The sequence below is a fragment of the Parafrigoribacterium humi genome (assembly GCF_040227205.1).
In the GTDB taxonomy this organism is placed as follows: Bacteria; Actinomycetota; Actinomycetes; order Actinomycetales; family Microbacteriaceae; genus Parafrigoribacterium_A; species Parafrigoribacterium_A humi.
This window is the reverse complement of the sequence record NZ_JBELOA010000001.1, coordinates 828,364-853,875: the sequence shown is the minus strand read 5'-3', so window position 1 is coordinate 853,875 and position 25,512 is coordinate 828,364. Positions and strand designations below refer to the sequence as shown.

Genomic DNA, 25,512 nt, shown 5'->3' with positions numbered 1-25,512 from the left:
CCGGCCTCAACGCCGAGGAAGGACTCTGGCACCGATCAGGCTGGGCAGGACGCGGATGACACACCCGACCCATCCACACGTTCTTGCCTATAAGCCCCGCCTGGCAGCCAGCTCCGTGAAACCGCGGCGTTAAACAGGATTGAGGGCCGGCTTCAGAGGCTAGAAGCCGACCCTCTCCCTTGCACCAAGAGTGTCCTGCAATCACATTCCGCAGAAGCTGCCACAGCAAACAACCTCTGCCCTTGAACTATATAACGGTCAGGTAACGGAGCGCTAGTTATGAAACTGTTATTTTTCTGAGAATGTTGCTCGATCCGCCTGTGGACCGGGAACGTCTACAGCGGATTGTCGAGCGGATTGTCGAGCAGCCGCTGGAGCAACTCGTCGAGCGTTTCGCGTTCGGCGGGTGTCAGCGACTGGAACGACTTTGTGAGCACCTGGTCGGCGATGTTCGCTCCACGCTCGCGAAGATCCTCGCCCTTGGCGGTGAGGCGGTGACGCACCGCGCGCCCGGGGCCCGGTACGCGCTCGATCAGGCCGCGGGCAATCATCCGGCCGGCCAGCGTTCCGAACCCCTGGTCCGACTGGAAGGTGAGTTGGGCGAGATCGTGCAGGGATGCATCGGGGTTCTCGTGGAGGTGACGGAGGGCATCCCACTGCACGAGGCTGATCTCGAGCGGCGCGAGTGCCGCCGTCATGGCGTGGTGGTGCCGCATCTGCACTCGCTTCACCGACAGTCCGGTGTCTCGCAGTGACCTTGCCATGCCAGCAGTCTAACCATAGATAACAACTTGTTTATATCAACATATTTGGATACTGTTCTTCCACACAACGTGAACCCAGGGAGACATCTTGAGCAACATCGACACCACGAGCGACACTCGCACCTTCGCGCTTCCCGCGATCGGCGAGGTGGAGGTGAGCTACGCGGAACGCGGCTCCGGCCGCCCGGTCCTCCTGCTGCACGGGGGCGCCGGCCCCCAGTCGGTCATCGGGTTTGCCGACCTGCTTGCGGCTACCGGCGGCGCGCGCGTCATCACCCCAACGCATCCTGGCTTCGGAGGAACCTCACGCCCGGCGAGCCTGAACAGCATGGCCGGGCTTGCCGCGGTGTACTCGCGGCTGCTCGACGAACTCGACCTGGAGAACGTCACCGTGGTCGGCAACTCGATCGGCGGCTGGATTGCGGCCGAGATCGCACTTCTCGCCTCTCCGCGCGTCAGTGGTGTCGTACTCGTGGACGCCGTCGGCCTGCAACTGGACGAGCATCCGATCGTCGACTTCTTCGGCCTCACCATGGACCAGGTCGTCGACCTCAGCTATTTCGCCCCTGACGCGTTCCGCATCGATGTCAGCGCGTTCTCCGAGCCGCAGAAGGCGATGATGGCTGCGAACCGTGCGGCACTGCAGGTCTACGGAGGCGCCACCATGGCGGATCCAGGGCTGCAGGGCAGGCTGCCCGGGATCGCGACGCCGACCCTCGTCCTCTGGGGCGAGGCCGACCGCATCGTGCCGCCCGAGCACGGCAGCGCCTATGCCGACGCGATCCCGGGCGCTCGTCTCCACCTCATTCGCGAGGCCGGTCATCTTCCGCAGCTGGAGACTCCGGAGGAGTTGCGGCGAACCGTCGTGGGCTTCATCGATGAGCGCGTCGCCGACCGCGTGTAGTCGTCCTAGCTGGTGAAGTAGGCCCGACCGGCGAGGTCCTCCTCGAGCGTCGGACCGCTCGGGGTCCAGCCGAGGTACTCGCGCGTGCGGTCGCTGGAGACGAGGGTGTCCGTGCCGAAGAAGCCGGCCAGCCAGCCGAATTGCTCGGGAGCATCCGCCCTGTCGACCGAGACGACGGGCATCTCGAGGCCGCGCCCGATCCACTCGGTGATAGAGCGGGTCGGGATGCCCGGCTCACCGACGGCGTGCAGCACCAGTCCGGGTGTGGCCTTCTCCAGCCCGAGGCGAACGACGCGCGCGGCGTCGGAGCGGTGCACGGCCGCCCACCGATTTGCACCGTCGCCGATGTAGGCGGCGCGGCCCGTGGCGCGGGCAATGCCGACAAGCGCGGCGATGAAGCCGTGGTCACCTTCGCCGTGAACGGTGGGGGCAAATCGCACGCTTACCGAGGCGACGCCCTGGTTGGCGTAGTCGAGTGCGAGGTTCTCGCTGCCGCCCCGCGGGGCTTCGAGCCCGTGAGCCGGGGAGCGGTCCTCCTCGGTCACAGCGTTTCCGTTGACCGCGCCGAAGCCGGACGCGATCAGGAGCGGCCGATTCGACCCGCGCAGTGCGGTGCCGAGAGTGTCCACCGCGGTGCGCTCGGCGAGATTGGACGCGGCGGGGTTGGCAAAATCGTGCTTGTTGGCCAGGTGAACGACCGCATCCGCACTCGCGGCGCCCGTGCGCAGGCTGTCGAGATCGTCCAGGTCGCCGCGCTGCACCGCGGCGCCCTTGGCGACAAGAGACGAAGCGGATGCCGCGGAGCGAGCGAGTCCGAGGACCTGGTGCCCCGAGGCGAGCAGTTCGTCGACCACGGCGGAGCCGATCCATCCGGATGCTCCAGTAACAAAGACGCGCATGGGCGCGACCCCTTTCTCCCGTCGCTGTCGGCGAGAATTTGATGTCAGATACTGACATCACTATACATGCCCATGACAGCGACTGTCATCACTAGAATCGAACCATGGTGAGGTGGGAACCCGGCGCGCGCGAGCGGCTTCAGACGGTGGCGCTCGCACTCTATGCGAAACGCGGGTTCGAGGAGACGACCGTTGCGGAGATCGCCGAGGCCGCTGGTCTCACCGAGCGCACCTTCTACCGTCACTTCGCCGACAAGCGCGAGGTGATCTTCGGGGGCGAGGACGAGTTCCAGGGCCTGTTCGTTCGGGGCATCGGTTCTGGCCCTGCGGGCGGGAACCCGCTGGAGCTGGTTGCGTCAGCCGTCACGGGCGTCGAGTACTTTCCCGATGAGATGCGTGCACACTCGCGGCAGCGCCAGGCCGTCATCGCCGCGAACCCGGAGCTCCAGGAGCGCGAACTGCTGAAGCTCGCCGCCCTGGGAACGGCCATCGCGGTCGCCCTGCGCGAGCGGGGCATCCCGGAGCCGACGGCCACGCTCTCGGCGCAGTCGGGCGTCACGGTGTTCCAGGTCGCGTTCCAGCAGTGGATCGCGGAGGGCGAGACGCGCTCGCTGGTCGAACTCGAGCGCGAGATGTTCACGCAGCTGGCGGGTCTGACGGCCGCCGAGCCCCGGAAGACCAAGCGTGAGAAGATCGAACCCTAGAAGATGTCGGGACTGGGGGCGCTCGCGTGCCGCACCGAGACATCCGCGTGGCGGTCGAAGCGGTAACCGACGCCGCGAACCGTGCGCACGATGTCTTCGTAGGCACCGAGCTTGGCGCGCAGACGACGAACGTGCACGTCGATCGTGCGCTCGTTCGGGACGTCGTCATCGCCGACGGACCACAGCGATGCGATCAGTTCCGCGCGCTCGATCGTGTGGCCCTCGCGCAGCACGAGGTATTGCAGCAGCTCGAACTCCTTGTATGTGAGCGAGGCGGTCTCGTCATCGAGGATCAGGCGTTTGCGGGAAAGGTCCACCACGACACCGCCGCGGCGGGGCTCCTCTTCCGGCTCGGCGTGCTGGCGGTGCTTCGCGAGTGCCGACGGATCCTGCAGGGCGAGGCGAACGACATCCACGTCGCGTCCTCCCGCACCCTCCGGTGCGAGGGCGACGGCCGCGTAGGTCTCCGCGGACGGCACGAGGTCGTTCGTGAGCTTCTTGAGCGCCTCGACGATGTGGCCGAGGTCGGTCCCGGCTGCTGCGGCCTTCAACTCGTCGACTCCGACGTAGAGAACGAAGCCGCGCGCCTCGGTGCCGGAGGGCACGGCGCGCAGTCTCGGCGTCGGGGCTTCACGCGGGGTCGCGGGAGCGGTGACGTGGCTGGACGGAGCCTGCGCCGGAGCGAGGTGGTGGGTCGCCGGGTGGGTCGTGGCGGGCGTGCGGATGAGATCGGTGGTTGCAAGAGACATCAGAGAATTCCTTGTGTGGGGTGAAGGGCCTCTAATGATGAGGGTGTGATCCTTCGGCTACTGCGGGTCGTGCTGAGCGGATGCCGTTCGTTATGAGGAGCGGCGCCCGGGAGTCTGCGCCGCGTCGTGGCAGCGGAAACTCGACAAGGATTGGCCGATTAGGCACACATTCGACAACAGACAGAAGCGCAGCGCGGCATCATCATGCCGGCAGTCCCATGGTCCTCAACAGAGGTCAGGGCGCGCGAGTCGATAGTCATAGACCCCACTATCGGGCAGCATCCCGCCGTCTGTCAAGTCCCGCTGCTGCTGAACACTGCCCTCTCGTGGCGGGAAACGCGCACTCGTGGCGGGAGAAACCGCACACTCCGGCGGGAGAAACGGTCTCGCGGGCGGAGGTATAACTCCCGCCGCGAGACCGTTTCTCCCGCCACAGGGAGGTGGAAAGGGAAGTGACTTATTCGACGGTTCCGTAAAGACGGTCGCCCGCGTCGCCGAGGCCGGGCACGATGTAGCCGACCTCGTTGAGTCGCTCATCGAGCGCACCGAGCACGATCGTGACATCCCGCCCGGCCGTGGCCCTCTCGACCGCGGCGAGGCCCTCCGGCGCACCGATCAGGCAGATGGCCGTGACGTCGACCGCGCCGCGCGCGAGCAGGTAGTCGATGGCCGCGATGAGCGAGCCGCCCGTCGCGAGCATCGGGTCGAGTACGAAGCACTGCCGGTTCGAGAGGTCGTCGGGCAGGCGCTCAGCGTAGATGCTCGGCTGCAGCGTGGTCTCGTTGCGCACCATGCCGAGAAAGCCGACCTCCGCGGTCGGAACCAGTTTGACCATGCCCTCGAGCATCCCGAGGCCCGCGCGCAGGATGGGAACGACGAGCGGGCGGGGCTGGCTGATCGCGAGGCCCTTGGCTGTTGCGACGGGAGTCTCCACGAGCACCGGCTCGACCCGAACGTTGCGCGTCGCCTCGTACGCGAGCAGGGTAACGAGCTCCTCGGCGAGAGACCGGAAGGTGGGGGATGAAGTGGTCTTGTCGCGCAGGACCGTGAGCTTGTGGGTGATGAGCGGATGGTCAGCTACGTGAACTCGCATAGGCTCAATCTACTTCAGGAGGCGCCATGACCGGACACAGGGACGAGCACTACAGCACGTGGATGCTCGCGGCCATCGACGACGCCCGTCGCGCGTCGGAGACCGGCGACGTTCCCGTCGCGGCGCTCGTGCTCGACGCCGACGGCACCCCGATCGGCCGGGGCCGCAATGAGCGCGAGAAGCTCAGGGATCCGACCGCGCACGCGGAGATCCTCGCTATTCGCGAAGCAGCGCGCGCCACGGGCGACTGGCACCTGGAGAACACGACCCTCGTGGTGACGCTCGAGCCGTGCAGCATGTGCGCGGGCGCGATCCTGGGCGCGCGGATTCCCCGCGTGGTGTTCGGCGCCTGGGACGAGAAAGCGGGGGCTGCGGGCAGCGTCAACGACCTGCTGCGCGATCGACGGCTGCCGCACAGGGTCGAGGTGGTCGCGGGAATCGAGGCGGACGCCTGTGCTGCACTGTTGAAGGAGTTCTTCGAGACCCGTCGCTGAGCGCTAGTCAGAAGCCTTGATGATGATGGCCTCGGTGCTGACGTTGCCGTCCGCCTGCGAGACATACACGTCCGGTTCGATGAAGATGACGCGCGCGATGGGAACGGCGTCGCGGATGCGGGCCTCGAGCGCGTTGATCGCGGCAGCCACATCCGCCATCTTCTTCTTGCTCGCGAAGGCGACCTTGGCTCCGACCAGCAGCTCGTCTGGTCCGAGGTACAGCGTGCGCATGTGGATGAGGGCCTCGACGCTCGGCTCGGCGTTGATCGCGTCGCGGATGAGCTCGGCATCCGCTGGCCTTGCTCCCTCGCCCACCAGCAGGCTCTTCGTCTCGACGCCGAGGATGACCGCGACGAGCACGAGCAGCGCGCCGATGCACAGTGTGCCTATCGCGTCGAAGACGGCATTGCCGGTGATGACCGTGAGGCCGACGCCGAGGAACGCGAAGACAAGACCGGTGAGGGCTGCGACGTCTTCGAGCAGCACGACGGGAAGCTCGGGCGCCTTGGCGTGGCGGATGAAGCTGAGCCAACTCTCCTTGCCGCGAACGTGGTTCGACTCCTTGACTGCGGTGCGTAGCGAAAATCCTTCGAGGACCATGGCGATCACCAGCACGAGAACGGGCAGCCACGCGTTCTCGAGCGTGTGCGGGTGCTGCAGCTTCTCGACACCTTCATAGATGGAGAACACACCACCGACGCTGAACAGGATGATCGACACGACGAAGGCGTAGACGTAGCGCTCCCGGCCGTAGCCGAACGGGTGCTCGCTGTCCGCGGCCTTGCGGGACGCCGCGGCGCCGCGCAGCAGAAGCAACTGGTTGCCGGTGTCTGCGAGAGAGTGCACGCCCTCCGCGAGCATCGATGCGGAGCCCGAGAAGAACCATGCGATGAACTTCGTGATTGCAATGCCGAGGTTTGCGAGCAGGGCCGCAACGATCGCCTTGTTCCCGCCAGAAGTGCTCATGGATCAATCCTAGGATGTGCGTGCACCGGCTCACCGGTTCGACTGCACCGCGGAACAGGGGCAGGATTGAACGATGCAGACGACTTTGCCAGCTATCTCCATTCTCGGCGCCGGCTCCATGGGCGGGGCGATCCTGAGCGGCCTGTTGCAGCCGGACGTGGCCGTCGAGGGCGGCATCCGGGTGACCAATCGCACCGAGGCGAAGGCGGTTCTGCTGCGCTCGGATACGGTGCTCAGCTACGCGACAGACAACAACGCCGCCGCGAACCTGGCTGCCGTCGCGGGCGCGCGCATCGTGCTCGTCGCGGTGAAGCCGCAGATGGTTCCGGATCTCCTGAGGGAGATCGGAGGCGCCCTGGACCCCGGCACCGTCATCATCAGCGTGGCTGCGGGCGTGACCGTCGCGACCATTGAGTCCATCCTGCCGGAGTCCGTGTCCGTGCTTCGGGCGATGCCGAACACGCCCGCGATCGTCGGCAGGGGCGTGACGGGTCTGAGCGCAGGAACGCGGTCGAGTGCGGCGGACCTGGGCCTGGCATCCGCTCTCTTCGGCACGGTCGGGGATGTCGTGGTCGTGCCGGAGGAGAAGATCGACGCCCTGAGCACCATCTCCGGTTCCGGCCCGGCCTATGTGTTCTATCTGATCGAAGAACTCACCCGCACCGCCATGGACCTGGGCTTCAGCGAGTCGGCGGCCGCGACGATGGTCAACGGCACCTTCCTGGGCGCAGCGGAGCTGCTCGTGTCATCCCGTCAGAGCCCGCAGGAGCTGCGCAGGCAGGTGACGAGCCCCAGGGGCACGACAGAGCGGGCGATCGCCGAACTCGAGAAGGGCGAGCTCAAGGTGCTGTTCGACCGGGCGACCGCGGCCGCGCTCACTCGCGCGAAAGAGCTCGCCGCGGGGGCCTGAGCCCTTACGCGGGTCGAGTGCTCGCGCAGCGAGTGTATCGAGACCTCAAGTCGTTACTCACGAGGGAGGTTTCGATACGGCCCCGGCGGGCCCACTCAACCCACTGGGTTGGCCTACGCCTGCAGCGTGGCGAACGCCTCAATGTTCGCGGAGTTGCCGCTCACGATGATGAGATCGCGGTTGGAGACGATGGTCTCCGGCGTCGCGTAGGTGAAGTCCTTGCCGGGCGACTTCACGCCGACGACGGTGATGTTGTACTTCTTGCGCACGCCGGCCTCCGCGAGCGTGATATCGCGGATCGGCTTCGGCGGATACATCTTGACGATCGCGAAATCGTCATCGAACTCGATGAAGTCGAGCATCCGCCCCGAGACCAGGTGCGCGACGCGCTCGCCCGCCTCCGCCTCGGGATAGATCACGTGGTTCGCGCCGATGCGAGCGAGGATCTTGCCGTGCGACTGGCTGATGGCCTTCGCCCAGATCTGCGGGATCTTGAGGTCGACGAGGTTCGCCGTGATGAGCACGCTCGACTCGATCGACGAGCCGACCGCCACCACGGCAACCGAGAAGTCCTGAGCACCGATCTGGCGGAGCGCGTCGATGCTGCGGGCATCCGCCTGGACCGCGTGCGTGACGCGCTCCGACCACTTCTGCACGAGGTCTGCGTTCTCGTCGACAGCGAGCACCTCGCGGTCGAGCCGGGCGAGCTGGCCAGCGGCCCCTGCGCCGAACCGGCCGAGGCCGATGATGAGCACGGGGGCATTGTGAGGAATGCGATCAACCAACGATGGGCCTCTCTTCTGCATTTCGGAACAGCTGTGGGCGCTGGCTGGCGGCCAACGCTGCGGCGAGGGTCACTGTACCAACGCGACCTGCCCACATCGTCGCCGCGAGGATGAACTTGCCGGAGTCCGGCAGGCTTTCGGTGAGTCCGGTGCTCAGGCCACAGGTGCCGAACGCGGAGATCACATCGAACAGCACCAGGTGCAGCGGGGCCTTCGTCACCTCCATGAGGGCGATCGACGAGGCCGCGACGATGGTCGCACCCCACAGCACGACACTCACGGACAGGCGCAGCACATCCGTGGGGATGCGGCGTCCGAACGCCTGCATGTCTTTGTTGCCCTTGGCCTCGGCGACGGCCGCGAGGAACAGCACGGCAAGTGTCGTCACCTTGATGCCGCCCGCGGTGGATGCCGAGCCGCCTCCCACGAACATGAGCATGTCCATGGTGAGGAGGCCCGCGCCGTGCATGTCGCCGATGTTCACGTTCGAGAAGCCGCCGGAGCGCGTCATGATCGACAGGAACGTCGCCGTCATCGGCCTGTCGATCGGGGCCTGCGCGCCCAGGGTCAGTGGGTTGTCCCACTCGATCGCATAGATCGCGATGGCGCCGAGCACGATGAGTACGAGAGTGGTGACGAGGGTCAGCCTGACGTGGATCGACAGGCGACCCGGCTTACGAAAGCGCCTGGCCAACGCGAAGATCACCGGGAAGCCCAGGCTGCCGACGAAGACGCCGATGGCGATGGTGCCGAGCATCCACGGGTCGGTGGCAAAGGGCGCGAGGCCGGAGGTATGCGGCACGAAGCCGGTGTTCGTGAACGCCGAGGTGGCGAAGTAGAAGCCCTCCCACAGCGCTTGCCACGGGTTTGAACCCGCGAGCAGCAGGCGTGGCACGAACATCGCCGTGAGCACGATCTCGATGGCGAACACGCTGATCGCTACGGTGGCGAGCAGGCCTCCGATCTCACCGAGGCGGATCGCCTGGGACTCTGAGACCGGTCCGACGTGAATACGCCCCGCGTTCGAGTCGCTCGCCGCGAGCAACCTGGCGCGAAGCCCGAGACGCCGGGACACGATGAAGCCGAGCATGCTCGCCAGGGTCATCACGCCGATCGCGCCGACCTCGAGGCCGATCAGGATGACGACGTTGCCGAACGCGGACCAGTGCATCGCCATGTTCACGGTGTTGAGCCCCGTGACGCAGATCGACGACACTGCGGTGAAGAGCGCATCTGGCAGCGGCGTCGCGGTGCCGGACGCGCTGGCGATGGGCAGCGAGAGCAGCGCCGTGAACAAAAGGATGAGCGCCGTGAAGACCACGATCGCGAATCGTGCAGGCGACGACGCCGCAAAAAGGTCGATAAGATCGCGGGTGCGTGACAAAACGGTGCCGCGAGTGGCGCCTCGGGCGGTGCGCTTGGCGCGCATTGCTCCCCCTTGCTCTCCTGCATCGTCTGCGTCGTTGCGGCAGCTTGTCATGGTACTCCAGCTGGGAGGCCCGGTAGCCTTGGTTCCATGGCGGACATTTTTGACGTGATAGCGGATGCGACGAGGCGCGATCTCCTGCAGGTGCTGCTCGAGCGTCGGGTCTCGTCGGAGTCGGACTCCGGCGAGACCGGGGCGGGCGAGATCAGCGTCGGAGAGCTCGTGGAGACTCTGGGCCTCAGTCAGCCCACGGTGTCCAAGCACCTGAAGGTGCTGCGCGATCACGGACTGGTCCACGTTCGCGAGGAGGGCCAGCACCGCTACTACACCCTCGACTCTCTTCCGCTCGAGGAGCTGGAGGACTGGGTCATCCCCTTCCTCAGCTCGGACTTCGGGGCGGAGGTCGACGGTACGACCGTGTTCTCGGCGTGGTCAGGGGTGCAGGTTCCCGCACCGCTGCGGCGCGCGGCAGACACGCTGCAGCATCCGGCAGAAGCGGGCATCGCGGTGGGGCGCAAGGCGGCGGAGGCCTCGTTCCAGACGATCAATGTTCTGCACGATGCATCCCAGGGCGTCGAGCGCAGGGTGATCGATCCGATCAAGAAGAAGCTCGGCAAAAAAGACTCAAAGTAGGCCTTCGGCACCTGCCTGGGCGGTTGGCGGGGCGAACGCTGCTTGCACACAAGTCACATCTGCCCCTAAAGTGACAATTCAGCACTCCAGTAACAGCGGATGAGTGCTCGGTTCTGCATATTCACGGAACGCTAGGGGCACAGGACAATGGCACGCGATCTTTCTGAGGTGCGTTTTCTCACTATTGCTGAGGTCGCGGACATGATGCGCGTCTCGAAGATGACGGTCTACCGTCTCGTGCACTCCGGCGAACTGCCCGCGATTCGCTTCGGGCGCTCCTTCCGCGTTCCAGAGTCCGCGGTCGAGGCAGCGATCGACTCGCACATCTCCGACGTCGGCTGACCGCTCGGCGAGGACTCGCGAGCTACACGAAGCGGATCGACGCCTGCAGTCTCGTGCGGATGTCGAACAGTTCGTTTCCACCGATCGGCGGCTCCTCTGGGAGTCCGGTGCGCATCAGGGTAGGAAGCCCTGACTGCTGCACGAGCACCGAAGGGATGCCCTTTACTCGGCCGAGCAGTGTGCTCGTCGACTCCGTGGCGTCATCCGGAACCACGATCGCGAGCGCGGTGAAACGCACGCGCGCGGGCTTCTCGACCGACTTCGCGCGCGCCGCCAGGGTGCGAAACGGCCGCTCGTCCTCGATGCCGTCACCGATGAGCTCGCTCTTGCGCACCTTGACGGGAGCGCCCCAGTCCTCGGACTGCACGGCGAACAGCCCGGCCGGCCCGAGCACGACGTGGTCGAGTTTGCCCGCGTCACTGCGCACGTCGTGCCAGATCGTGTATGCGATGCCGAGCGCCGAGAGTGCGCGGGCGGAGGCCTCCTCGGCGAGGGCATCCGCGAGCAGGTGCCGGAGCTCACGCGGCGCCGAGCGCACGAGCGCCGCGTCGTACGGATCCTCAAGCGGTGCGCCGAGCCCCACCCACTCGCGGATGGACACGAGGTAGCGCTCGCGATTCCAGCCACCCGGATGCCCGTAGGACCGAGCAGACGGCCGAGAGTCCCTAAACGTGCGGGCCGGCCGCGCCTCCCACGGCTTGTCGTTCGATGACGCCCCGCCCGAGCGGGACGACGCTCCGGCGCTCGCCGCGTGCCCGCGGTCGTAGATGGCCCGGCTCGCCGGGGTGCCCACTCGCTCCCAGGCCCGCTGCACCGCGGTGAACTCCGTCTCGGAACCGCCGGTGTCTGGGTGGGCCGCGCGCAGCATCCGCCTGTAGGCGCGCCGCAACTCCTCGGTGCTCGCCGACGGGCTCACGCCGAGCACCTCGTAAGGCGTCGCCGCGAGTGGGCTGTCAGTCATGCGGTCGCTTTCGGGTCGAGAGTCAACTCACGAGAATACCCGCGAACCCTGCTCCCTCGCCAAGACGGTCGGCACGACGGTTCAGCTCTTGGTGCGGCCTCCCCGCCTGATGAAGCCCCAGAGCGCGGTGATGACGAACAGGATGATCCCGACGACCGCGAGCCAGAGCAGGCTCTTGATGACGAAGCCCAGGATCGCGAGCACGAGCCAGATAATCAGAAGGATGATCACTAGTGACAACATCGTCCGAGTGTACGTGCATCGTTCGTGACTAGGGTGGAGCGTGATGCGATTCTAGGAAAGAGGCGGCCCGTGGCCGAACCGATCATCCGCCCGTATCGGCCCTCTGACCGTGCCGAGTGCTACGACGTCTGCGTGCGAACGGGCGCGGCGGGTGATGATGCGCGCAGCGTGTACTCCAGCGACGATCTCCTCCCCGACATCTTCTGCGGCCCCTACCTCGACCTGGATGCCGACTCCGCCTTCGTCGTCGACACCGGCGAGCGAGTGGCCGGCTACGTGATCGCCGCGTCGGACACCCGCGAGTTCGTGCGCCGGTACCAGGCTGAGGTACTCCCGGTGTTTGCCGCGCGGTATCCGCTCGTCCCGCATCCGGCGAGCGCGGAGGACTTCATGGTGATCCTCGGACACACACCCGAGCGGATGCTCATCCCGCAGCTCGACGACTACCCCGCGCACCTGCACATCGACCTGCTGCCGGAGGTTCAGGGGCTGGGGCTGGGGCGCCGCCTGATCGAGACGCTGCGGGCTTCGCTCGCTGCCCGTGGCATCCGCGGCGTGCATCTCGTGATGGACTCCGCGAACACCCCGGCCCGCGCATTCTACGATCGGATCGGCTTCGTCGAACTGCCGACGGACGACGAGAGCGTTGCGGTGCTGGGCATCCGAACCGCCTGAGACGGTGTCGGGAACCGCGGGTCAGGCGTCGTCGCCGATCTGCCCAGCGGATGCCCGTGCGAGCAAGCCAGACATGGCCTCCTGCAGGGACTCCCGCGAGACGCTCTCGAACGCCGTGAGCTCCAGGAAGTGCCGTGCGATCGTGACGCCGAGAATCGTGCTGACCGCGAGAAGCGCCCGAGCCTGGCCGGTGTCGCCGCCGAACGAGCGCGTGAGGTTGGTGACGCGCTCGTCGAGATAGCTGCGCATCGAGTCCGCGGCCTCGGGCACGGTGAGCATCGACCGCACGAGGGCGTGGGTCTCCGGCGGCAGTTCTCCGAGGCGAGAGGCGAGCACCTCGGCCAGGTGATCGACGGTGCCACGGTCGTCGCCGGTGGGCAGCTGAACGGCGGAGGCGAACAGCGCGGCCTTGGAGCCGTAGTGCTGCATGACGAGCGACGGGTCGACCTCCGCGACCGTCGCGATGCCCCTGATCGTCGCACCGTCGAAGCCGCGGGCGGCGAACTCCGCCCGTGCCGCTTCGAGGATGCGCTGTGCCGTGCGAGCGCGCTTGACATCTCGTGTACTGGGGGCCATGCACTCACTCTACAGGCGTTGAGCGAAGGTGGTACCGTGATCACTCAACAGCCGTTGAGTGGAGTGGACAATGACACGGATCGCGATAGAGGAACACTGGAACCTTCCCGGGGTGACGGCCGCCGTGAAGGCCCTTCCCGCGGATCGTGGGGATGACAGCATCGTGTTCGACGAGATGGGCGACAACCTCGAGCGTCTCGACGACCTCGGTGAGGCGAGGATCGCCGCGATGGATGCCCAGGGCGTCGACCTGCAGATACTGTCGCTCGCGCCTCCGGGGACGCATCCGCTCGACCCCGCGGAGGCGCGCTCGCTGAGCCGGAGAGCGAACGAGGTCGCGCTCGAGGCGGTGCGGCGGCATCCCTCGCGGTTCCGCGCGTTCTCGACGCTTCCGATGGCTGACCCGGTCGCGGCGGTCGCCGAGCTGGAGCGCACGGCTGGTCTCGGTTTCGTGGGAGCGATGGTCTACGGCCGCGTCGGCGAGACTCCGCTCGACGACCCGCGCTACGACGACCTTTTTGCCGCGGCGGCCGCGCTGCGCCAGCCGATCTTCATCCATCCCCAGATCCCGTCGAGCACGACGAGGGACGCGCTGTACGGCGGCTTCGAGCCGATGACCGAGCTCGCCCTGTCAACGTTCGGATGGGGATGGCATCTCGAAGCGGCGGTTGCGGCCCTGAGGCTGATCGTTCGCGGCACCTTCGACCGGCACCCCGAGATGCAACTCGTACTCGGCCACTGGGGCGAACTGCTGCCGCTGTGGAGCGAGCGCACCGACGGCCTGGCGAAGGTGGCGGGGCTGGAGCGGAAGGTGTCTGACTGCATCCGGTCGAACATCCACGTCACGAGCTCGGGGATGCTCAGCCCCGCGCTGCTGCGGCACACGCTCGAGGTCACGACCCCGGACCGGCTGCTGTTCTCGACGGACTATCCGTTCCAGCGTCCGACGGCGGCGCAGATCGACGCGTTCCTCACGGTCTTCCCGAGCGATGCGGCGCGCGAGCAGTTCATCGCGGGCAATGCGCGTGCGCTGTTCGGTCTCCCCGGTGAGCCGGTGGTTTCAGGCAGCTAGTTCGTCGGATTACTCAGGCGGCCTGGGTGAGACCGCACTGTGGGCACACCCACCAGCTGCGCTCCCCGTCGCCGGTCGGCATCATCCGAAAGAAGCAGTCCGGGCAGTTCGGCGCCTCTGCGTCCTCAACGTCATCCATGAGACCGAGGGTAGCCCTGGCCTCCGTCGATGGCAGGCTGTAGCTGCGCTCTCATTGCTCGGCGCTCAGGAGCGATGCGTAGGACCCCGCGCGGACGTCGTCGAGGAGTGACCGCGCCGAGGGCGCCCATCCGAAGGTCTCGCGGGCCTTCGTGGCGACGAGGCGACTGCTCGTGGTCAGCACGCGCGAGGCCGGGCCGATAGTGCTCTCCGCGACGGAGAGCGGGATCGACACCGCGGGCTTCCCGGTCAGCTCACCGATCGCTTCCGCGAGGGCTCGGAAGGTGAATGGCACGTCACCGACGGCGTTGAAGACACCCGCGGTCGGCCGCGCGATCGCACTCGTGTAGAGAGCGGCGAGGTCGTCGACGTGGATGGGGACCCAGCTGTTGCCTCCCTCGTCGAGATAGGTCGCGGCACCGTTGTCGATGGCGGATCGGATGAGTCCGGTTACGAGACCGGAGCCGCCGCGACCGAAGATCAGCCCGGCGCGAAAGACGATGGGTGTGATTCCTGGGGCGTCGAGCACGATGCGTTCGGCCTGGGCCTTCACGGGCTGTGCGCTGATCTCGGGTAGCACCGCATCCTCCGTGACATCCTTGTTCGGCTCGAAGCCGTAGACGAGACCCGTGCTCGTGAACAGCACGGGCTTGCCGGTGCCCGCGGCTCCCGCACCCTTCGCGAGTGCGCGTACGGCCGCGAGCTCCGTGACGGTGGATTCTTTCGTCATGGCGTAGTCGACCGCCGCGTGGATGACGGCGTCGGCGTGTGCTGCCGCGTCGTACAGCACCCCGGTATCGTCCAGTGAGCCGGCGACCGGCGTCACTCCCGCCTGCGCGAGCGTGTGGCGGCTCGCCTCCGAACGGCCGAGGCCGCTGATCTCGTGGCCTGCGCCCAGCAGATGTTCGACCAGTACCGATCCGAGGTAGCCCGTGCCGCCGGTGATGAAGATCTTCATTTTCGTGTTCCCTTCCGCGGTGTGTTTCGCCGCGGAAGTCACGCTAAACTCTGACATCAGTGTCAAGGTCAAGTCGAAGGGACCACACGTGAGAATCGGTGAACTGAGCCGGACCACGGGCGCGAGCGCTCGCTCGCTCCGCTACTACGAGAAGCTCGGCCTCATCTCCTCCGAGCGCGAGTCGAACGGGTACCGCGAATACGATGCATCGGCGATCCGCATCGTCGGCACGATCAAGTCGCTGCTCGAGCTCGGCTTCCCGACCACGCTGATCGAGCAGGTGCTGCCGTGCACGGGGGACAGTGGCCCGGTCGAGATGAGCTGTTCTTCCGTGATGGAGAAGGTCGCGCGCATCCGCGACGAGATGGACGAGAAGTCCCGCCGCCTGGCGGAGACCCGTGACGTGCTGACGGCGTTTCTGGAGCAGGCGGCCGCCTGACGAGATAGGGCCACGCGGCGTCTTTCGCTCCGCCGATTCACCCCGTCACCCAGTGCGGCTTCAGGAATCCGCTTTCGTAGGCGAACATGACGGCACCCACGCGACTTCGGGCGCCGACCTTGGTGAAGATGTTCGCCAGGTGGGTCTTGATCGTCGCTTCGCCGAGGAACAGCCTCTTGCCCACTTCGCCGTTGCTCAACCCCTGAGCGACGAGCGTCAAGACGTCGCGTTCCCGCTCCGTGAGTGCGCCCAGTCGGCTGACGTATTCCGCGGAGACGAGCTCGGTCGGGGTTGACCTGGCTCCGCGCTCCAAGAGCACACGAGTCATGGCCGGGTCGATGAGGGCGTCGCCTCGCGCCGCGCTGCGCACGGCCGCCGCGAGCAGATCGGGTCCGGCATTCTTCAGCAGGAAACCGGATGCTCCGGCGTGCGCACTCTCGCGGAGGTATTCCTCGTCGTCGAATGTCGTGATCATGAGCACCGCATCGGCACTGCCTGCGTCGAGGATGCGCCGGGTCGCTTCGATGCCGTCGACGCCGGGCATGCGGATGTCCATGAGCACGACATCGGGCCGGAGTTGTGCCGTGGTCGTAACGGCCGCCAGTCCGTCGGTCGCGGTGCCGACGACCTCGATGTCTGTTTCCTCATCGAGCATCAGCCGGAATCCCGCGACGATCACCGGCTGATCGTCGGCGATCACCACTCGGATGGTCTGGTCGCTCAAGCGAGTACCGCGCTCCCGGTTCGAGGCAGAACCGCACGCACAGTCCACCCGCCCTCCGCGCGAGGGCCAGCCGAGAGTTGACCGCCGAGAGCGCGTGCGCGTTCCCGCATTCCCCGGATGCCGTTTCCGGCGTGGGTGGGTGGTGTCGTCTCACTGCGCTGGCCGCGGTCTTCCACGCGGACTTCGATATCGCTTCCTGTCGTCGCGAAACTGACGGAGATGTGTTCGGCGTCGGAATGCAGGAGCACGTTGGTCAAGGACTCCTGCACGATGCGGAGCACCGCATCCCGCACGATCTCGGTGGTGCCCGCGATCTTACCCGACACCGTCACGCGACGGCCACTCGTGCCGAGCCGATCGGTCAGTTCCCGCAGGGCCGTTTCGAAAGACCTGTCGGAGTTGGGCCGCTGACGCAGCACCTGCACGACCTGCCGCATCGCGGCCAGGGCCTCGTTTCCTTCGACCGCGATCGCCCGAACCGTGGTGCGGAGAAGCGCGGGGTCTCGATCGGCAACTCGGTCGGCGGCCTGCGCGGTCACGACCATGGCAGCAACGCGGTGCGCGACAACATCGTGGATGTCGCGGGCGATCGCTGTCCGCACCTCGATTGCCACCCGCTCCCGTTCCGAAGCGCGCAGGGCGATGAGCTCAGCATTCTGTCGGTTGAGGTCTTCGGCGATCTGTTGCTGTCGATGCACGGCCTGCTGTTGGCGGTGCACGGCGTACCCGAGTGCCGCGACCACGGCAACAGTGACCATGAGCATGATGTCGACGGAAGGTTGCGTCCAGGCATATCCGTGGGGGTACACCAGGTCGCCGTTGACGATATGTGACAGGAGATTGTGAACGGCGACGAACGGTGTCGTGATCGCGAGAATGGGGATGACGTACCGCTTGGCACCGCCCAACTGTGCCGCACGAAATGCGGCGACGGCGAGCGGCACGATTCTCACCTCGGGTGCAACGAAGGTCCAGATCCACGGGAGCGCGGCGATGGCGGCCACCACCAGGAGGGTCGATTTCGGCGCCAGCCGCGAGAGCGGCCATGCGACAGCGGTGACGATCGCTACGACGAAGTAGTCGGCGGGACGCGCCGGAAACCACACGGTCGACATCGCGAAGACCACGACTGACAGGGTGAATGCCAGCCAGAGACCGGCGATGATGAGGTCGCGCGTGAGTGGCGAGCGACGGGTGAGGAATGGGGCCACACCGTTACGCTACGCGCCGCCGCTCGGGGCCGCCTCATCCGTTCGGTGGAGTGTGTTCCACCGTTTCCCCGATGGTCTACGGCTTGTGCGGAGCAAAGGCTGGACACCATGAAGAGCACCCATCGAAGCCCCTACCGCGCCCTGTCACTGGGCGCCTCCGTTCTTATGGTCGCGGGTCTCGCGGCCTGCTCGAGCTCGGGTCCCGCGAGTCCGTCGTCCGCGCCGTCTGGTGGCGCCGACGCCAGCACAACTCAGACCGCGAAGACGCCGGTGCTGCCGCTGGACGCTTACATGAATAGTCTCACCGGCCTCTCCGGCAGCCTTGCCGACATCCAGGAGCAGACCTATCAGAGTGATCTCAAGCGCGAGAATCTCATCGCCGCGTGCATGCAGAGGAACGGGTTCTCGTACATTCCCGAAGCGGTCAAGAGCACGCAGACCACCACTCAGGTCGGGCCGCAGCAGAGTGACCTCGACTCGAAAGCATGGGTGCAGAAGTACGGCTACGGGGCCGTCTACACGCCCGAGGGACTCACGGGCGGGATAGCCCGGGCTCAGGAGGCAGCTGGTTCCGCCAAGAAGTCGGGTGAAAGTGTCTCGAATGATCCTAATTCCCGGTACCGATCGTCCCTCACCGGTGCTGAGCAGAAGGCATACGACACGGCGCTGTATGGCACCGAGGCCGCAAATCTCTCGTCGGACGGGACGCGGGACTGGCAGAAACTCGGATGCAGCGGCGCGGCTCTGCATAAGATGCCGAACGAGAACGTGATCATGGCGACCGCTCAGGGGAAGGTAGTCGAAAAAGCCATCGAGCAGTTCGAGAACGGCTACTCGACCTGGCCCGGAGTCTCCGATACCGAGAAGGCGTGGTCGTCGTGTATGGCGGACAGCGGCCATGCCGGCTACCACGCCCAGAGTGAGCCAGCGGCACAGTTCGCGGGGCAGGACACCGCACTCTGGGCCGCCGCGAGTTCCGGCAGCCAGCCGACGACGTCCGATCTGGATGCTCTGGCGAACAAGGAACGTGTGGTCGCGCTTGCAGACCTGAGCTGCCGCGAGAAGACCCACTACAGCAGCACCCTTCGTGCCATCGAAATCAGGCAGGAGAACCAGTTCATGGCGGACAACAAGGTGGCGCTGGACGCCCTCACAGCAGCGGCAACTCAGGCGAAGTCCAAATGAGCACGAAGCGGCTGTCACCGCGCGACTGGTTGCGCAGAAAATGGCCATTTCGAGGCTGGAGCGCGGTGCTTCGACGAGGCCGTGTGATCTGGATCGGTGCGGCCGCAGGAGCTTTGTCGCTCATCGCCGGGCTTCTCGTCGGCCACTACGCGTTGCCGGCAGATGCTGCGGGTGTCGCTCCGGGAGCCGGGCTCGTCACGGTGCCTGTGAGCTATACCCGGTTACAGAACGTCGTGACCCTTCGAGGCCAGGTCGGCTACGCGGATTCCCTTGACGTGACGGTGGACACGTCCGCGCTGACCGGCACTCCGGTCGTCACCGGCCACGTGCCTCGGGTGGGTGCTCAACTCACTCCGTTATCGATCGCTCTCGAAGTCTCGGGGCGGCCGCTGATTGTGTTGCCCGGAGCATTGGCCGCCTATCGCACGCTGAAGTACGGGATGACCGGTGCCGACGTCGTGCAGTTCAAGCAGGCAATGCGGACGGTCGGACTCGATGCCGGCGACCCGGCAAATCCAGTCTTCGACGAGGCCGCGGCCAATTCGATCCCCACCCTGTATGCAAAGATCGGCTATTCCCCGCCCGCGGCAGCGGAGGGAACCTCCGCCGCGGTGACGGCGGCTCGCGCCACGGAACAATCGGCGGAGGACGCACTGACGTCGGCCCAGAACGACCTGTCGGCTGCCTCGGCCGGACCATCAGCGGTCGCGGTGGAACAGGCCGATAACTCGGTCAGGAGCGCGCAGCGTGCGCTCGACTCGGCCAGGGCAGCGACTCCGACGGATGCAGATCAGCTTGCAGATCTTCAGGATGCCCTGGATCTGGCCACAACGGAGCGTCACGCGCTTGATGTCGCCCCGAACACGAGCGCCCAGCGTTTGGCTGTGGCGTCCGCGATCAGATCGCTGGCTGAAGCCCGGGCGGCACTCGTGCTTGCGAACCAGAATGCTCTTCCGGTGCTTCCGCTGAGTGAAGTGCTGTTCGTTCCACAACTCCCGGTGCGGGTCGACAAGGTCGATGCCCACCAGGGCGAACGGCTCAGTGGCGCTGCTATGACGCTGTCAGGAACGACGGTCGCGCTGACAGGCTCGGTCGACATCGGAGACGCGAAGCTTCTGAAGACAGCGGATTCCGCGACTTTCGATCTGCCCGATGGCGGCAAACATCCGGCGACGGTGACGAGCATCACACCGGGAGCGACCGCGAGCGATCGACCGACGATCGTCCTGACCCCGGCGTCTCTGAGCGCCGACCAGATGAAAGAACTGGCCGGACAGAACGTGAAGGTTGAGGTTCCCGTCGGTGCGACGAAGGGCGCGGTGCTCAACGTGCCAGAGGCCGCGCTCTCTGCTGGCCCAGGCGGGGAGACTCGTGTGCAGGTGGTGGATGGAGATCCTCGGGCGGGCACGAAGGCTGTGACCCATCTGGTGGTCGTTGACACCGGACTGGCCGCGGGCGGCCAGGTCGAGGTGACATCGAAGCGCGGCGTGCTCCGTAAAAACGATCTGGTGGTGGTCGCCCGATGAATGAACTTCTTGTCGAACTTCGGGACGTGACTCGATCATTTCCGGGACCGCCGGAGATCCAGGCGCTTCGTGGCGTCAATCTCACGATCAAGCACGGCGACTATTTATCCATCGTCGGGCCCAGCGGCTCGGGCAAGTCGACCATGCTCAACATTCTCGGACTGCTCGACAGACCTTCTGTCGGCGAGTACCGTCTGGAAGGCGTCCTCACCAGCAATCTCGACGAACGTGCCCGCGCCACCGAGCGTGCTCACCGCATCGGGTTCGTCTTTCAATCGTTCCACCTGTTGTCCCGCCGTACGGTGCTCGAGAACGTCATGATGCCGATGCTCTATAACGGCACCTCTCGCACAGAACGCGAGCCGCGCTCCGTGTCGGCTCTTGAACGAGTGGGCCTGGCCGAGCGATCCTCGTGTTTGCCGAACTTTCTCTCGGGGGGCGAACGGCAACGGGTTGCGATCGCGCGCGCCGTAGCGAGCCGCCCCAGCATCCTTCTGGCGGATGAGCCGACCGGAAATCTCGACCAGACGACCGCGGGCGAGATCATGGCGCTCTTTGAAGAACTGAACGCCGAGGGATTGACGGTTGCCATCATCACCCACGACGTTGAGTTGGCGCGCCGCGCATCACGGTCTGTTCGCATCAATCGTGGACGCCTGAGCGAGGTCGAATGAAAGGCGGGGTTCGGTCCGCCGATCGATTCAGGATCTTGGATGTGGTCGTGGAAGCAACCACAGATATCAACGCTCGTCCGGTGCGGCTAATCGCAACCGTCATTGGAACGATCTTCGGGGTGGGAGCGCTCGTGGCGACGATCGGTTTTGCACAGACCTCCGGCGTTCAGATCGCACGCCAATTCGCGGCCGTTGCCGGACGGCAAGCCATCGTCAGGCCGGCGACCGAGCCCGGACCGAACGGTACGGACATCCCGGTGACGAATCTGAACTGGGATGCCTCGACGCAGATTGGACGACTGAGCGGAGTCGATGATGCCGCACTCTTGTCCAAGGTCCCGCTCGGTGGCGGGGTCGTCTCGGCAGTCACGGTTGACGACCCGTCCGCACCAATCCTCGAGCAGCCGGGAGTCTATGCGGCGTCCCCGGAGATCATTCGCACGGCGGGAGCGTCTATGGTCGCCGGGCGGATGTTCGACAGCGGCCACGACCGTCGGGCCGCTCGGGTCGCCGTGATCAGTGCGCGTGCCGCAACCCGGCTGGGCGTCGGCGCCATAGGATCGCAGCCCTCGGTCTTTCTGGGTGGGGTGGCGTATGCAGTGATCGGGATCTACGACCACGCGAAATACGACGGTGATCTCCAGGACGCGATCATCATCCCGTCAAACACGGCGCGCGCCGAATTCGATCTCGCTTCGCCGGACGAAGTGCTGGTGCGGTTGGCTGTGAACGCGGGGCCGATATTCACCAGGCAGGCTCCGATCGCGCTGTCCCCGGGCAACCCGTCTGAGATCGCCGTGTCTGCGCCGAGTGGAGTGTCCGGCCTGCAGAAGAGCGTGCAGGGCGATGTCAATCTCGTCTTCATCATCCTGTCGGTGGTGGTCCTGCTCGCTGGCGGCTTCGGGATCGCGAACGTGACAATGCTCTCAGTCATGGAACGAACCGCTGAGATTGGCTTACGGCGCGCGGTCGGCGCGTCTGCGCGACAGATCGCTGCGCAGTTCATCGCAGAATCTGTCGTCCTGGGTCTGCTCGGTGGGCTGCTCGGGGCAGCTGTCGGGGTCATGTCAATCGAGGTGTTTGCGCTGGTTCACCACTGGCCGGTGGTCACGAGCCCCGCTGTTGCTTTGGGCGGGGTGACACTGGGAGCGCTCGTCGGGCTCGTCGCCGGAGGTCTTCCCGCGCGGAGGGCGGCCGGAATCGAACCCATTGATGCGCTACGCGGGTGAAGGTAAGCCTCACTCCCCGTAGAAGCCGGGAAATGAGGCAGTGGCTCCGACCGGCGTCGATCCGGTGACCTTTCGATTTTCAGGCGTGCTGCTAATGCTGCGGCATTGCCATGCTGGATGCTCCTTCGAACCTCGAGCCGGGCGCTGCGGAGGTCATCGCGCGCGGATGTGCCCGCCCCATCAAGACCGCTTCGGGCGTGTGGGTGCGGTGCGGCTCGAGGGTCAAGAGTCGTTGCCCGTCGTGTGCGGAACTGTACCGGGGCGATTGGGCAGCCATAGCCCGTTCTGGCGTATTTGACGGGCCGGTTGAGAACTTCCAGTTCTACCTTCTGACGCTCACGGCACCATCGTTTGGCCAGGTGCATCGCGTTCCGCGACCTGGCAAGCAAGTGGCCGGCAACTGTGGTTGTGGCGTGCAGCACTCGGCTGACGATGCGGGACTGCGCGGTGTGCCCTTGGATCCCGCGCGATACGACTACGTGGGGCAGGTCGCCTGGAATCGTGACGCTGGTTTGTTGTGGGATCGCACGCGACGTCGTGTGCGGGATCGCTGGGACTCTGCGGAGTATTTCATCGTGCGGGAGTGGCAAGACCGTGGGGTGCTGCATGTGCACGTGTTGGTGCGTATTGCACGTGTTGAGGCACCGACGGCGGACGTGCTGCGGGAGGCTGCGCGCACGGCGGTTGCTGCGTCGAAGGTTGACGGCGGCCTGGTGGAGTGGGGCGCGCAGGCTCGCTGTGATGCATTCCGTGCGAACGGTGACGGGGCAAAGACGATTTGGTATCTGTCAAAGGCGCTGAACTACGTGATGAAGGACGTGGTGCAGCAAGACGGGAGTGCGGCGCATCCGCTCGTCTGGGCGCATCTGTCGGCATTAGAGCGTGCTGCACGGTCGATTCGATGCGCTCCCGATTGTGTGCCTGCCTCCTGCGGTAGTCGGGTGCATGACCGCTACGGTGCGCGCTCGCAGGTGGTGAGTGCGTCGCGTCGTACTAAGCACCGCACGGGCTGGTCGTTCACCGGTCTGACGCGCACGGTGCAGCGGCGGCTGCGCCTGGAGTGGTTTCTCTCACACGCCGCTCCGTCAGGGGCGGCAGATTCTGCGACTGCGGTTTACCAGGTGGAGGCCGTCGAGGAGTTGGCGTTGCGCTTGCGACGTGAGCTGGCTCCTTGCTCGGCGGCTGTGCCATGAGGGGGAGGGGGTGATGAAAATGGCTGAGCCAGATTGTGGGACGTGCGAGATGCTGGGTTACCGTGCGTGCGATATCTGCGGCACTCCGATTATGGATGGCCGGGGCCGTGATGCTCTCGGTCGTGAGTTGTGTGCGTACTGTTCGTGACCGGAACCTGTTGACCGGTTGCGAAGGTGAGGAGACCGTGCGGATGCCGTGCGTGGATGCCCCGAAGGGGCGAACGCGCGGTGCCGCGCGGCCTTTCTCCCTTGCTCCGTGCAACGGCTCCCGCCGCGAATGGACTGCACTATCCCCGCCTGTGGCAACCGGAGCGCGCAGCGCGGAGGGCGGCAGCGCTCCTCTAACGAAGCTAGCGATTCATCATTGAACGGGGACTGGGTATCAGGCTGTGGTTTCTTCCGCGACGTAGTGAAACGCGGCAGCGAGGATGGTCGAAGCAAGAGCGTACGCGCTCCATTCATTGTTCTGAGCTTCCCACTCGTTCATTTCGCTCGGCGAGGGTAGTGCGCTTGGGTGACTAAGCCTGCTGTTTCTGAACTTTCCCAGCTCGCGCGATCTTTCGATCCAATGTTTCTCTAGTCCAAATGTGCTCGCCGTGTGCTCAATGCGAAGGCTCGTGTACTTGGCGTCGAGACGGTTGAGCGCATCGTTGGACGCGCGAATAGCTTTGGCCTTTTTCTTTGCGAGCGCCTTGCCCTCTAGCGTCTTTTTGAGCGTCGCCGCAATTGCCGCCGACTTCTCGTCGTAGTCTGCTGGTGTCATCCATGGAACCACGTCCGCGCATGCTTCTAACACTTGGTAGAACGCAAGGATGGAGCTAGCTGACGTCAGCGGCCCTGCCGCGAAGTCGCTGTATTCAACGCCTCGGTAAAAGATCTCACTGGCAACGGCGAGCTTGGAGTTCTTGTGAAGGCTGGCTACGCGCGCCTGAGCTACTGCGAGCTTCTCAGCAGGAAGATCCTCCTTGGCGTAGTAAGCGATCTTGACAGCTTCGGAGAATGACGAGCCCTGCTTGCCGTCATCGACACCCCAAACTTGAACGCGGTGAGGGTTTCTTCTTTCGCCAGCAGAGAGAGCCGCTATGAGCGGGACGATCTCTTCTGCAACTGCTTTGCGGATGGCAAGATCAGATCGAGTCGCGCGCACGCCTGGGACTATCACCCAACAATCCGAGACGACGCGCAGAGCGGGGGAGGCCGCAGTGAAGTATGTCGAATCCGCGACCGGTTTCAGCTGCGGCCCACTCGGCGGACCCACTGGGCGGTAACCCGCTGGCCCCGGGCCTACCATGGCATTTCCTATTTTCACGTCCACTAGGGGAAGCTGCGGTCCGGTGATGCGTGCCCAGACGCGCCACTCTTTGGAGGCATCGCGGGTTGATGTGCCCATTGCTGCTTTCTTGATCTTGTATAGAAGATTTCGGGAGAACCTGGCTAGGTAGTGTTCGTCGGTGGTGCACCGTAGTCTTGTAGTCGCAGAATCAAGAACTACGAGACGGGGCGTGATGGCGGACTTCCGATCTGAGCGTATGCCCTCGCCTGAGGGTGAAGGCCGGGCAAAGTCTGCCCTTGAGTCGGCCTATACGACTTACTACAAGGCGAATAAGTCTTTCAACGAGCGACTCTTTGGCGCATTCCCGGAACTACGCGAAGCATTGCGCGGCTATTCCGGTGCGCGGCTGCTCGATCTGTTGGGATTCTGGCTCATGTGGCGGATTAGCGGTGGATTCGAGGGCACTCAGAAGGCGCTCGGCATTAGCAAGTCTCAGATGTACCGGCGTATCGCTTTGTTTCGTGAGGCATTCGGAGAACATCCCGACGTGTACGAGTTCCCCGGAATCACTGTTGACCCCGTTGAATTCCTTGCCGGTATGGGCGAACGGTTGAGGCCCAAGCCAAAGAGCTAGTCGCAAAGATTGCGTCTATAGAACATTCCCGCTACTCTCGCATTATGCGAGTACAGAGCGAGTTGGACGCCCCTACGGTGGGCGACCTCTTTGCGCGGTATTGCACGCTCATTCTGAGCAGAGTCGCTCCGG

At 65.4% G+C, this 25,512-nt stretch carries 30 protein-coding genes; 15 read left to right on the top strand and 15 right to left on the bottom strand.

Going from position 1 to position 25,512, the window contains the following annotated elements:
- Window positions 1-335: 335 nt before the first annotated feature.
- Window positions 336-764, bottom strand: a complete 429-nt coding sequence (locus tag ABUA28_RS04230; protein ID WP_349902677.1) for a MarR family winged helix-turn-helix transcriptional regulator — start codon at window positions 762-764, stop codon at window positions 336-338.
- Between the two features lie 88 nt (window positions 765-852).
- Here ABUA28_RS04230 and ABUA28_RS04225 point away from each other — a divergent pair, with 88 nt between their 5' ends.
- Entirely contained in the window at window positions 853-1,668 is an 816-nt protein-coding gene (locus ABUA28_RS04225; protein WP_349902676.1) for an alpha/beta fold hydrolase, read from the top strand.
- A 5-nt stretch (window positions 1,669-1,673) separates the two neighbouring features.
- On the opposite strand, the gene ABUA28_RS04220 is transcribed toward ABUA28_RS04225, so the two are convergent.
- Window positions 1,674-2,567, bottom strand: a complete 894-nt coding sequence (locus ABUA28_RS04220; RefSeq protein WP_349902675.1) for an SDR family oxidoreductase — start codon at window positions 2,565-2,567, stop codon at window positions 1,674-1,676.
- Window positions 2,568-2,671: 104 nt separating this feature from the next.
- On the opposite strand from ABUA28_RS04220, the gene ABUA28_RS04215 reads away from it, so the two are divergent.
- Entirely contained in the window at window positions 2,672-3,271 is a 600-nt protein-coding gene (locus ABUA28_RS04215) for a TetR family transcriptional regulator (RefSeq protein ID WP_349902674.1), read from the top strand.
- On the opposite strand, the gene ABUA28_RS04210 is transcribed toward ABUA28_RS04215, so the two are convergent.
- Together ABUA28_RS04210 and upp are read right to left on the bottom strand one after the other, a co-directional pair.
- Entirely contained in the window at window positions 3,268-4,020 is a 753-nt protein-coding gene (locus tag ABUA28_RS04210) for a winged helix-turn-helix domain-containing protein (protein ID WP_349902673.1), read from the bottom strand. The genes ABUA28_RS04215 and ABUA28_RS04210 overlap by 4 nt on opposite strands.
- 457 nt (window positions 4,021-4,477) lie before the next feature.
- On the bottom strand, window positions 4,478-5,113 hold the full coding sequence (gene upp / locus ABUA28_RS04205) for a uracil phosphoribosyltransferase (RefSeq protein WP_349902672.1): 636 nt from the start codon (window positions 5,111-5,113) through the stop codon (window positions 4,478-4,480).
- Between the two features lie 26 nt (window positions 5,114-5,139).
- On the opposite strand from upp, the gene tadA reads away from it, so the two are divergent.
- Window positions 5,140-5,607 carry a tRNA adenosine(34) deaminase TadA gene (tadA, locus tag ABUA28_RS04200; RefSeq protein ID WP_349902671.1) on the top strand — a complete coding sequence of 156 codons (468 nt, stop codon included), beginning with the start codon at window positions 5,140-5,142 and terminating at the stop codon, window positions 5,605-5,607.
- A gap of 3 nt (window positions 5,608-5,610) precedes the next feature.
- Here tadA and ABUA28_RS04195 read toward each other — a convergent pair whose 3' ends face one another.
- On the bottom strand, window positions 5,611-6,573 hold the full coding sequence (locus ABUA28_RS04195) for a cation diffusion facilitator family transporter (protein WP_349902670.1): 963 nt from the start codon (window positions 6,571-6,573) through the stop codon (window positions 5,611-5,613).
- A gap of 73 nt (window positions 6,574-6,646) precedes the next feature.
- Between ABUA28_RS04195 and proC the strand changes: the two genes are divergently transcribed.
- Entirely contained in the window at window positions 6,647-7,483 is an 837-nt protein-coding gene (gene proC / locus ABUA28_RS04190; protein WP_349902669.1) for a pyrroline-5-carboxylate reductase, read from the top strand.
- 113 nt (window positions 7,484-7,596) lie between these two features.
- Here proC and ABUA28_RS04185 read toward each other — a convergent pair whose 3' ends face one another.
- Together ABUA28_RS04185 and ABUA28_RS04180 are read right to left on the bottom strand one after the other, a co-directional pair.
- Window positions 7,597-8,268 (bottom strand): potassium channel family protein, encoded by a 672-nt coding sequence (locus tag ABUA28_RS04185; RefSeq protein ID WP_349902668.1) that lies wholly within the window; start codon window positions 8,266-8,268, stop codon window positions 7,597-7,599.
- Complete coding sequence (locus ABUA28_RS04180) at window positions 8,261-9,697, bottom strand: TrkH family potassium uptake protein (RefSeq protein ID WP_349902667.1); 1,437 nt, start codon at window positions 9,695-9,697, stop codon at window positions 8,261-8,263. The genes ABUA28_RS04185 and ABUA28_RS04180 overlap by 8 nt, the downstream gene beginning before the upstream one ends.
- Window positions 9,698-9,784: 87 nt before the next feature.
- Here ABUA28_RS04180 and ABUA28_RS04175 point away from each other — a divergent pair, with 87 nt between their 5' ends.
- Both ABUA28_RS04175 and ABUA28_RS04170 read left to right on the top strand, forming a co-directional pair.
- Window positions 9,785-10,327, top strand: a complete 543-nt coding sequence (locus ABUA28_RS04175; protein ID WP_349902666.1) for an ArsR/SmtB family transcription factor — start codon at window positions 9,785-9,787, stop codon at window positions 10,325-10,327.
- 147 nt (window positions 10,328-10,474) lie between these two features.
- A complete protein-coding gene (locus ABUA28_RS04170; RefSeq protein ID WP_349902665.1) occupies window positions 10,475-10,669 on the top strand; it encodes a helix-turn-helix domain-containing protein in 195 nt (64 codons plus the stop codon).
- A gap of 22 nt (window positions 10,670-10,691) precedes the next feature.
- Here ABUA28_RS04170 and ABUA28_RS04165 read toward each other — a convergent pair whose 3' ends face one another.
- Both ABUA28_RS04165 and ABUA28_RS04160 read right to left on the bottom strand, forming a co-directional pair.
- Complete coding sequence (locus ABUA28_RS04165) at window positions 10,692-11,630, bottom strand: J domain-containing protein (protein WP_349902664.1); 939 nt, start codon at window positions 11,628-11,630, stop codon at window positions 10,692-10,694.
- A gap of 81 nt (window positions 11,631-11,711) precedes the next feature.
- On the bottom strand, window positions 11,712-11,873 hold the full coding sequence (locus ABUA28_RS04160; protein ID WP_349902701.1) for a hypothetical protein: 162 nt from the start codon (window positions 11,871-11,873) through the stop codon (window positions 11,712-11,714).
- Window positions 11,874-11,942: 69 nt separating this feature from the next.
- On the opposite strand from ABUA28_RS04160, the gene ABUA28_RS04155 reads away from it, so the two are divergent.
- Window positions 11,943-12,548, top strand: a complete 606-nt coding sequence (locus ABUA28_RS04155; protein WP_349902663.1) for a GNAT family N-acetyltransferase — start codon at window positions 11,943-11,945, stop codon at window positions 12,546-12,548.
- Between the two features lie 21 nt (window positions 12,549-12,569).
- Here the strand turns inward: ABUA28_RS04155 and ABUA28_RS04150 are convergent, their stop codons facing one another.
- Window positions 12,570-13,124 carry a TetR/AcrR family transcriptional regulator gene (locus tag ABUA28_RS04150; protein WP_349902662.1) on the bottom strand — a complete coding sequence of 185 codons (555 nt, stop codon included), beginning with the start codon at window positions 13,122-13,124 and terminating at the stop codon, window positions 12,570-12,572.
- A 70-nt stretch (window positions 13,125-13,194) separates the two neighbouring features.
- Here ABUA28_RS04150 and ABUA28_RS04145 point away from each other — a divergent pair, with 70 nt between their 5' ends.
- Window positions 13,195-14,196: an amidohydrolase family protein gene (locus ABUA28_RS04145; protein ID WP_349902661.1), complete on the top strand. Its 1,002-nt coding sequence runs from the start codon at window positions 13,195-13,197 to the stop codon at window positions 14,194-14,196.
- 13 nt (window positions 14,197-14,209) lie between these two features.
- On the opposite strand, the gene ABUA28_RS04140 is transcribed toward ABUA28_RS04145, so the two are convergent.
- Both ABUA28_RS04140 and ABUA28_RS04135 read right to left on the bottom strand, forming a co-directional pair.
- Complete coding sequence (locus tag ABUA28_RS04140) at window positions 14,210-14,335, bottom strand: hypothetical protein (RefSeq protein ID WP_349902660.1); 126 nt, start codon at window positions 14,333-14,335, stop codon at window positions 14,210-14,212.
- A 51-nt stretch (window positions 14,336-14,386) separates the two neighbouring features.
- Window positions 14,387-15,292, bottom strand: coding sequence for an NAD-dependent epimerase/dehydratase family protein (locus tag ABUA28_RS04135; RefSeq protein ID WP_349902659.1), 906 nt, complete (start codon window positions 15,290-15,292; stop codon window positions 14,387-14,389).
- An 88-nt stretch (window positions 15,293-15,380) separates the two neighbouring features.
- Here ABUA28_RS04135 and ABUA28_RS04130 point away from each other — a divergent pair, with 88 nt between their 5' ends.
- Window positions 15,381-15,731, top strand: coding sequence for a MerR family transcriptional regulator (locus tag ABUA28_RS04130; RefSeq protein WP_349902658.1), 351 nt, complete (start codon window positions 15,381-15,383; stop codon window positions 15,729-15,731).
- Between the two features lie 37 nt (window positions 15,732-15,768).
- Here ABUA28_RS04130 and ABUA28_RS04125 read toward each other — a convergent pair whose 3' ends face one another.
- Window positions 15,769-16,455 (bottom strand): response regulator transcription factor, encoded by a 687-nt coding sequence (locus ABUA28_RS04125; protein ID WP_349902657.1) that lies wholly within the window; start codon window positions 16,453-16,455, stop codon window positions 15,769-15,771.
- On the bottom strand, window positions 16,452-17,666 hold the full coding sequence (locus ABUA28_RS04120) for a sensor histidine kinase (RefSeq protein WP_349902656.1): 1,215 nt from the start codon (window positions 17,664-17,666) through the stop codon (window positions 16,452-16,454). Before ABUA28_RS04120 ends, ABUA28_RS04125 begins: the two co-directional genes overlap by 4 nt.
- Window positions 17,667-17,774: 108 nt before the next feature.
- Here ABUA28_RS04120 and ABUA28_RS04115 point away from each other — a divergent pair, with 108 nt between their 5' ends.
- The 5 genes from ABUA28_RS04115 (at window position 17,775) to ABUA28_RS04095 (ending at window position 23,473) form a co-directional block, all read left to right on the top strand.
- The gene (locus ABUA28_RS04115) at window positions 17,775-18,851 is read left to right on the top strand and encodes a hypothetical protein (protein ID WP_349902655.1); all 1,077 of its coding nucleotides are present in this window, start codon (window positions 17,775-17,777) and stop codon (window positions 18,849-18,851) included.
- Window positions 18,852-18,934: 83 nt separating this feature from the next.
- A complete protein-coding gene (locus ABUA28_RS04110; protein ID WP_349902654.1) occupies window positions 18,935-20,377 on the top strand; it encodes an efflux RND transporter periplasmic adaptor subunit in 1,443 nt (480 codons plus the stop codon).
- Window positions 20,374-21,051: an ABC transporter ATP-binding protein gene (locus ABUA28_RS04105; RefSeq protein WP_349902653.1), complete on the top strand. Its 678-nt coding sequence runs from the start codon at window positions 20,374-20,376 to the stop codon at window positions 21,049-21,051. Before ABUA28_RS04110 ends, ABUA28_RS04105 begins: the two co-directional genes overlap by 4 nt.
- A 47-nt stretch (window positions 21,052-21,098) precedes the next feature.
- On the top strand, window positions 21,099-22,280 hold the full coding sequence (locus ABUA28_RS04100; RefSeq protein ID WP_349902652.1) for an ABC transporter permease: 1,182 nt from the start codon (window positions 21,099-21,101) through the stop codon (window positions 22,278-22,280).
- Between the two features lie 110 nt (window positions 22,281-22,390).
- Window positions 22,391-23,473 (top strand): replication initiator, encoded by a 1,083-nt coding sequence (locus ABUA28_RS04095; protein WP_349902651.1) that lies wholly within the window; start codon window positions 22,391-22,393, stop codon window positions 23,471-23,473.
- 382 nt (window positions 23,474-23,855) lie between these two features.
- Here ABUA28_RS04095 and ABUA28_RS04090 read toward each other — a convergent pair whose 3' ends face one another.
- Window positions 23,856-24,863: a hypothetical protein gene (locus tag ABUA28_RS04090; RefSeq protein WP_349902650.1), complete on the bottom strand. Its 1,008-nt coding sequence runs from the start codon at window positions 24,861-24,863 to the stop codon at window positions 23,856-23,858.
- A gap of 112 nt (window positions 24,864-24,975) precedes the next feature.
- On the opposite strand from ABUA28_RS04090, the gene ABUA28_RS04085 reads away from it, so the two are divergent.
- A complete protein-coding gene (locus ABUA28_RS04085) occupies window positions 24,976-25,380 on the top strand; it encodes a hypothetical protein (protein ID WP_349902649.1) in 405 nt (134 codons plus the stop codon).
- Window positions 25,381-25,512: the final 132 nt, after the last annotated feature.

What these genes read in the sequence shown, in the direction of transcription:
- ABUA28_RS04230 (WP_349902677.1), bottom strand. Translation starts at nt 764, where the DNA reads ATGGCAAGGTCACTGCGAGACACCGGACTGTCGGTGAAGCGAGTGCAG.
- ABUA28_RS04220 (WP_349902675.1), bottom strand. Translation starts at nt 2,567, where the DNA reads ATGCGCGTCTTTGTTACTGGAGCATCCGGATGGATCGGCTCCGCCGTG.
- ABUA28_RS04215 (WP_349902674.1), top strand. Translation starts at nt 2,672, where the DNA reads ATGGTGAGGTGGGAACCCGGCGCGCGCGAGCGGCTTCAGACGGTGGCG.
- ABUA28_RS04210 (WP_349902673.1), bottom strand. Translation starts at nt 4,020, where the DNA reads ATGTCTCTTGCAACCACCGATCTCATCCGCACGCCCGCCACGACCCAC.
- upp (WP_349902672.1), bottom strand. Translation starts at nt 5,113, where the DNA reads ATGCGAGTTCACGTAGCTGACCATCCGCTCATCACCCACAAGCTCACG.
- tadA (WP_349902671.1), top strand. Translation starts at nt 5,140, where the DNA reads ATGACCGGACACAGGGACGAGCACTACAGCACGTGGATGCTCGCGGCC.
- ABUA28_RS04195 (WP_349902670.1), bottom strand. Translation starts at nt 6,573, where the DNA reads ATGAGCACTTCTGGCGGGAACAAGGCGATCGTTGCGGCCCTGCTCGCA.
- proC (WP_349902669.1), top strand. Translation starts at nt 6,647, where the DNA reads ATGCAGACGACTTTGCCAGCTATCTCCATTCTCGGCGCCGGCTCCATG.
- ABUA28_RS04180 (WP_349902667.1), bottom strand. Translation starts at nt 9,697, where the DNA reads ATGCGCGCCAAGCGCACCGCCCGAGGCGCCACTCGCGGCACCGTTTTG.
- ABUA28_RS04175 (WP_349902666.1), top strand. Translation starts at nt 9,785, where the DNA reads ATGGCGGACATTTTTGACGTGATAGCGGATGCGACGAGGCGCGATCTC.
- ABUA28_RS04170 (WP_349902665.1), top strand. Translation starts at nt 10,475, where the DNA reads ATGGCACGCGATCTTTCTGAGGTGCGTTTTCTCACTATTGCTGAGGTC.
- ABUA28_RS04165 (WP_349902664.1), bottom strand. Translation starts at nt 11,630, where the DNA reads ATGACTGACAGCCCACTCGCGGCGACGCCTTACGAGGTGCTCGGCGTG.
- ABUA28_RS04160 (WP_349902701.1), bottom strand. Translation starts at nt 11,873, where the DNA reads ATGTTGTCACTAGTGATCATCCTTCTGATTATCTGGCTCGTGCTCGCG.
- ABUA28_RS04150 (WP_349902662.1), bottom strand. Translation starts at nt 13,124, where the DNA reads ATGGCCCCCAGTACACGAGATGTCAAGCGCGCTCGCACGGCACAGCGC.
- ABUA28_RS04145 (WP_349902661.1), top strand. Translation starts at nt 13,195, where the DNA reads ATGACACGGATCGCGATAGAGGAACACTGGAACCTTCCCGGGGTGACG.
- ABUA28_RS04140 (WP_349902660.1), bottom strand. Translation starts at nt 14,335, where the DNA reads ATGGATGACGTTGAGGACGCAGAGGCGCCGAACTGCCCGGACTGCTTC.
- ABUA28_RS04135 (WP_349902659.1), bottom strand. Translation starts at nt 15,292, where the DNA reads ATGAAGATCTTCATCACCGGCGGCACGGGCTACCTCGGATCGGTACTG.
- ABUA28_RS04115 (WP_349902655.1), top strand. Translation starts at nt 17,775, where the DNA reads ATGAAGAGCACCCATCGAAGCCCCTACCGCGCCCTGTCACTGGGCGCC.
- ABUA28_RS04105 (WP_349902653.1), top strand. Translation starts at nt 20,374, where the DNA reads ATGAATGAACTTCTTGTCGAACTTCGGGACGTGACTCGATCATTTCCG.
- ABUA28_RS04095 (WP_349902651.1), top strand. Translation starts at nt 22,391, where the DNA reads ATGCTGGATGCTCCTTCGAACCTCGAGCCGGGCGCTGCGGAGGTCATC.
- ABUA28_RS04090 (WP_349902650.1), bottom strand. Translation starts at nt 24,863, where the DNA reads ATGGGCACATCAACCCGCGATGCCTCCAAAGAGTGGCGCGTCTGGGCA.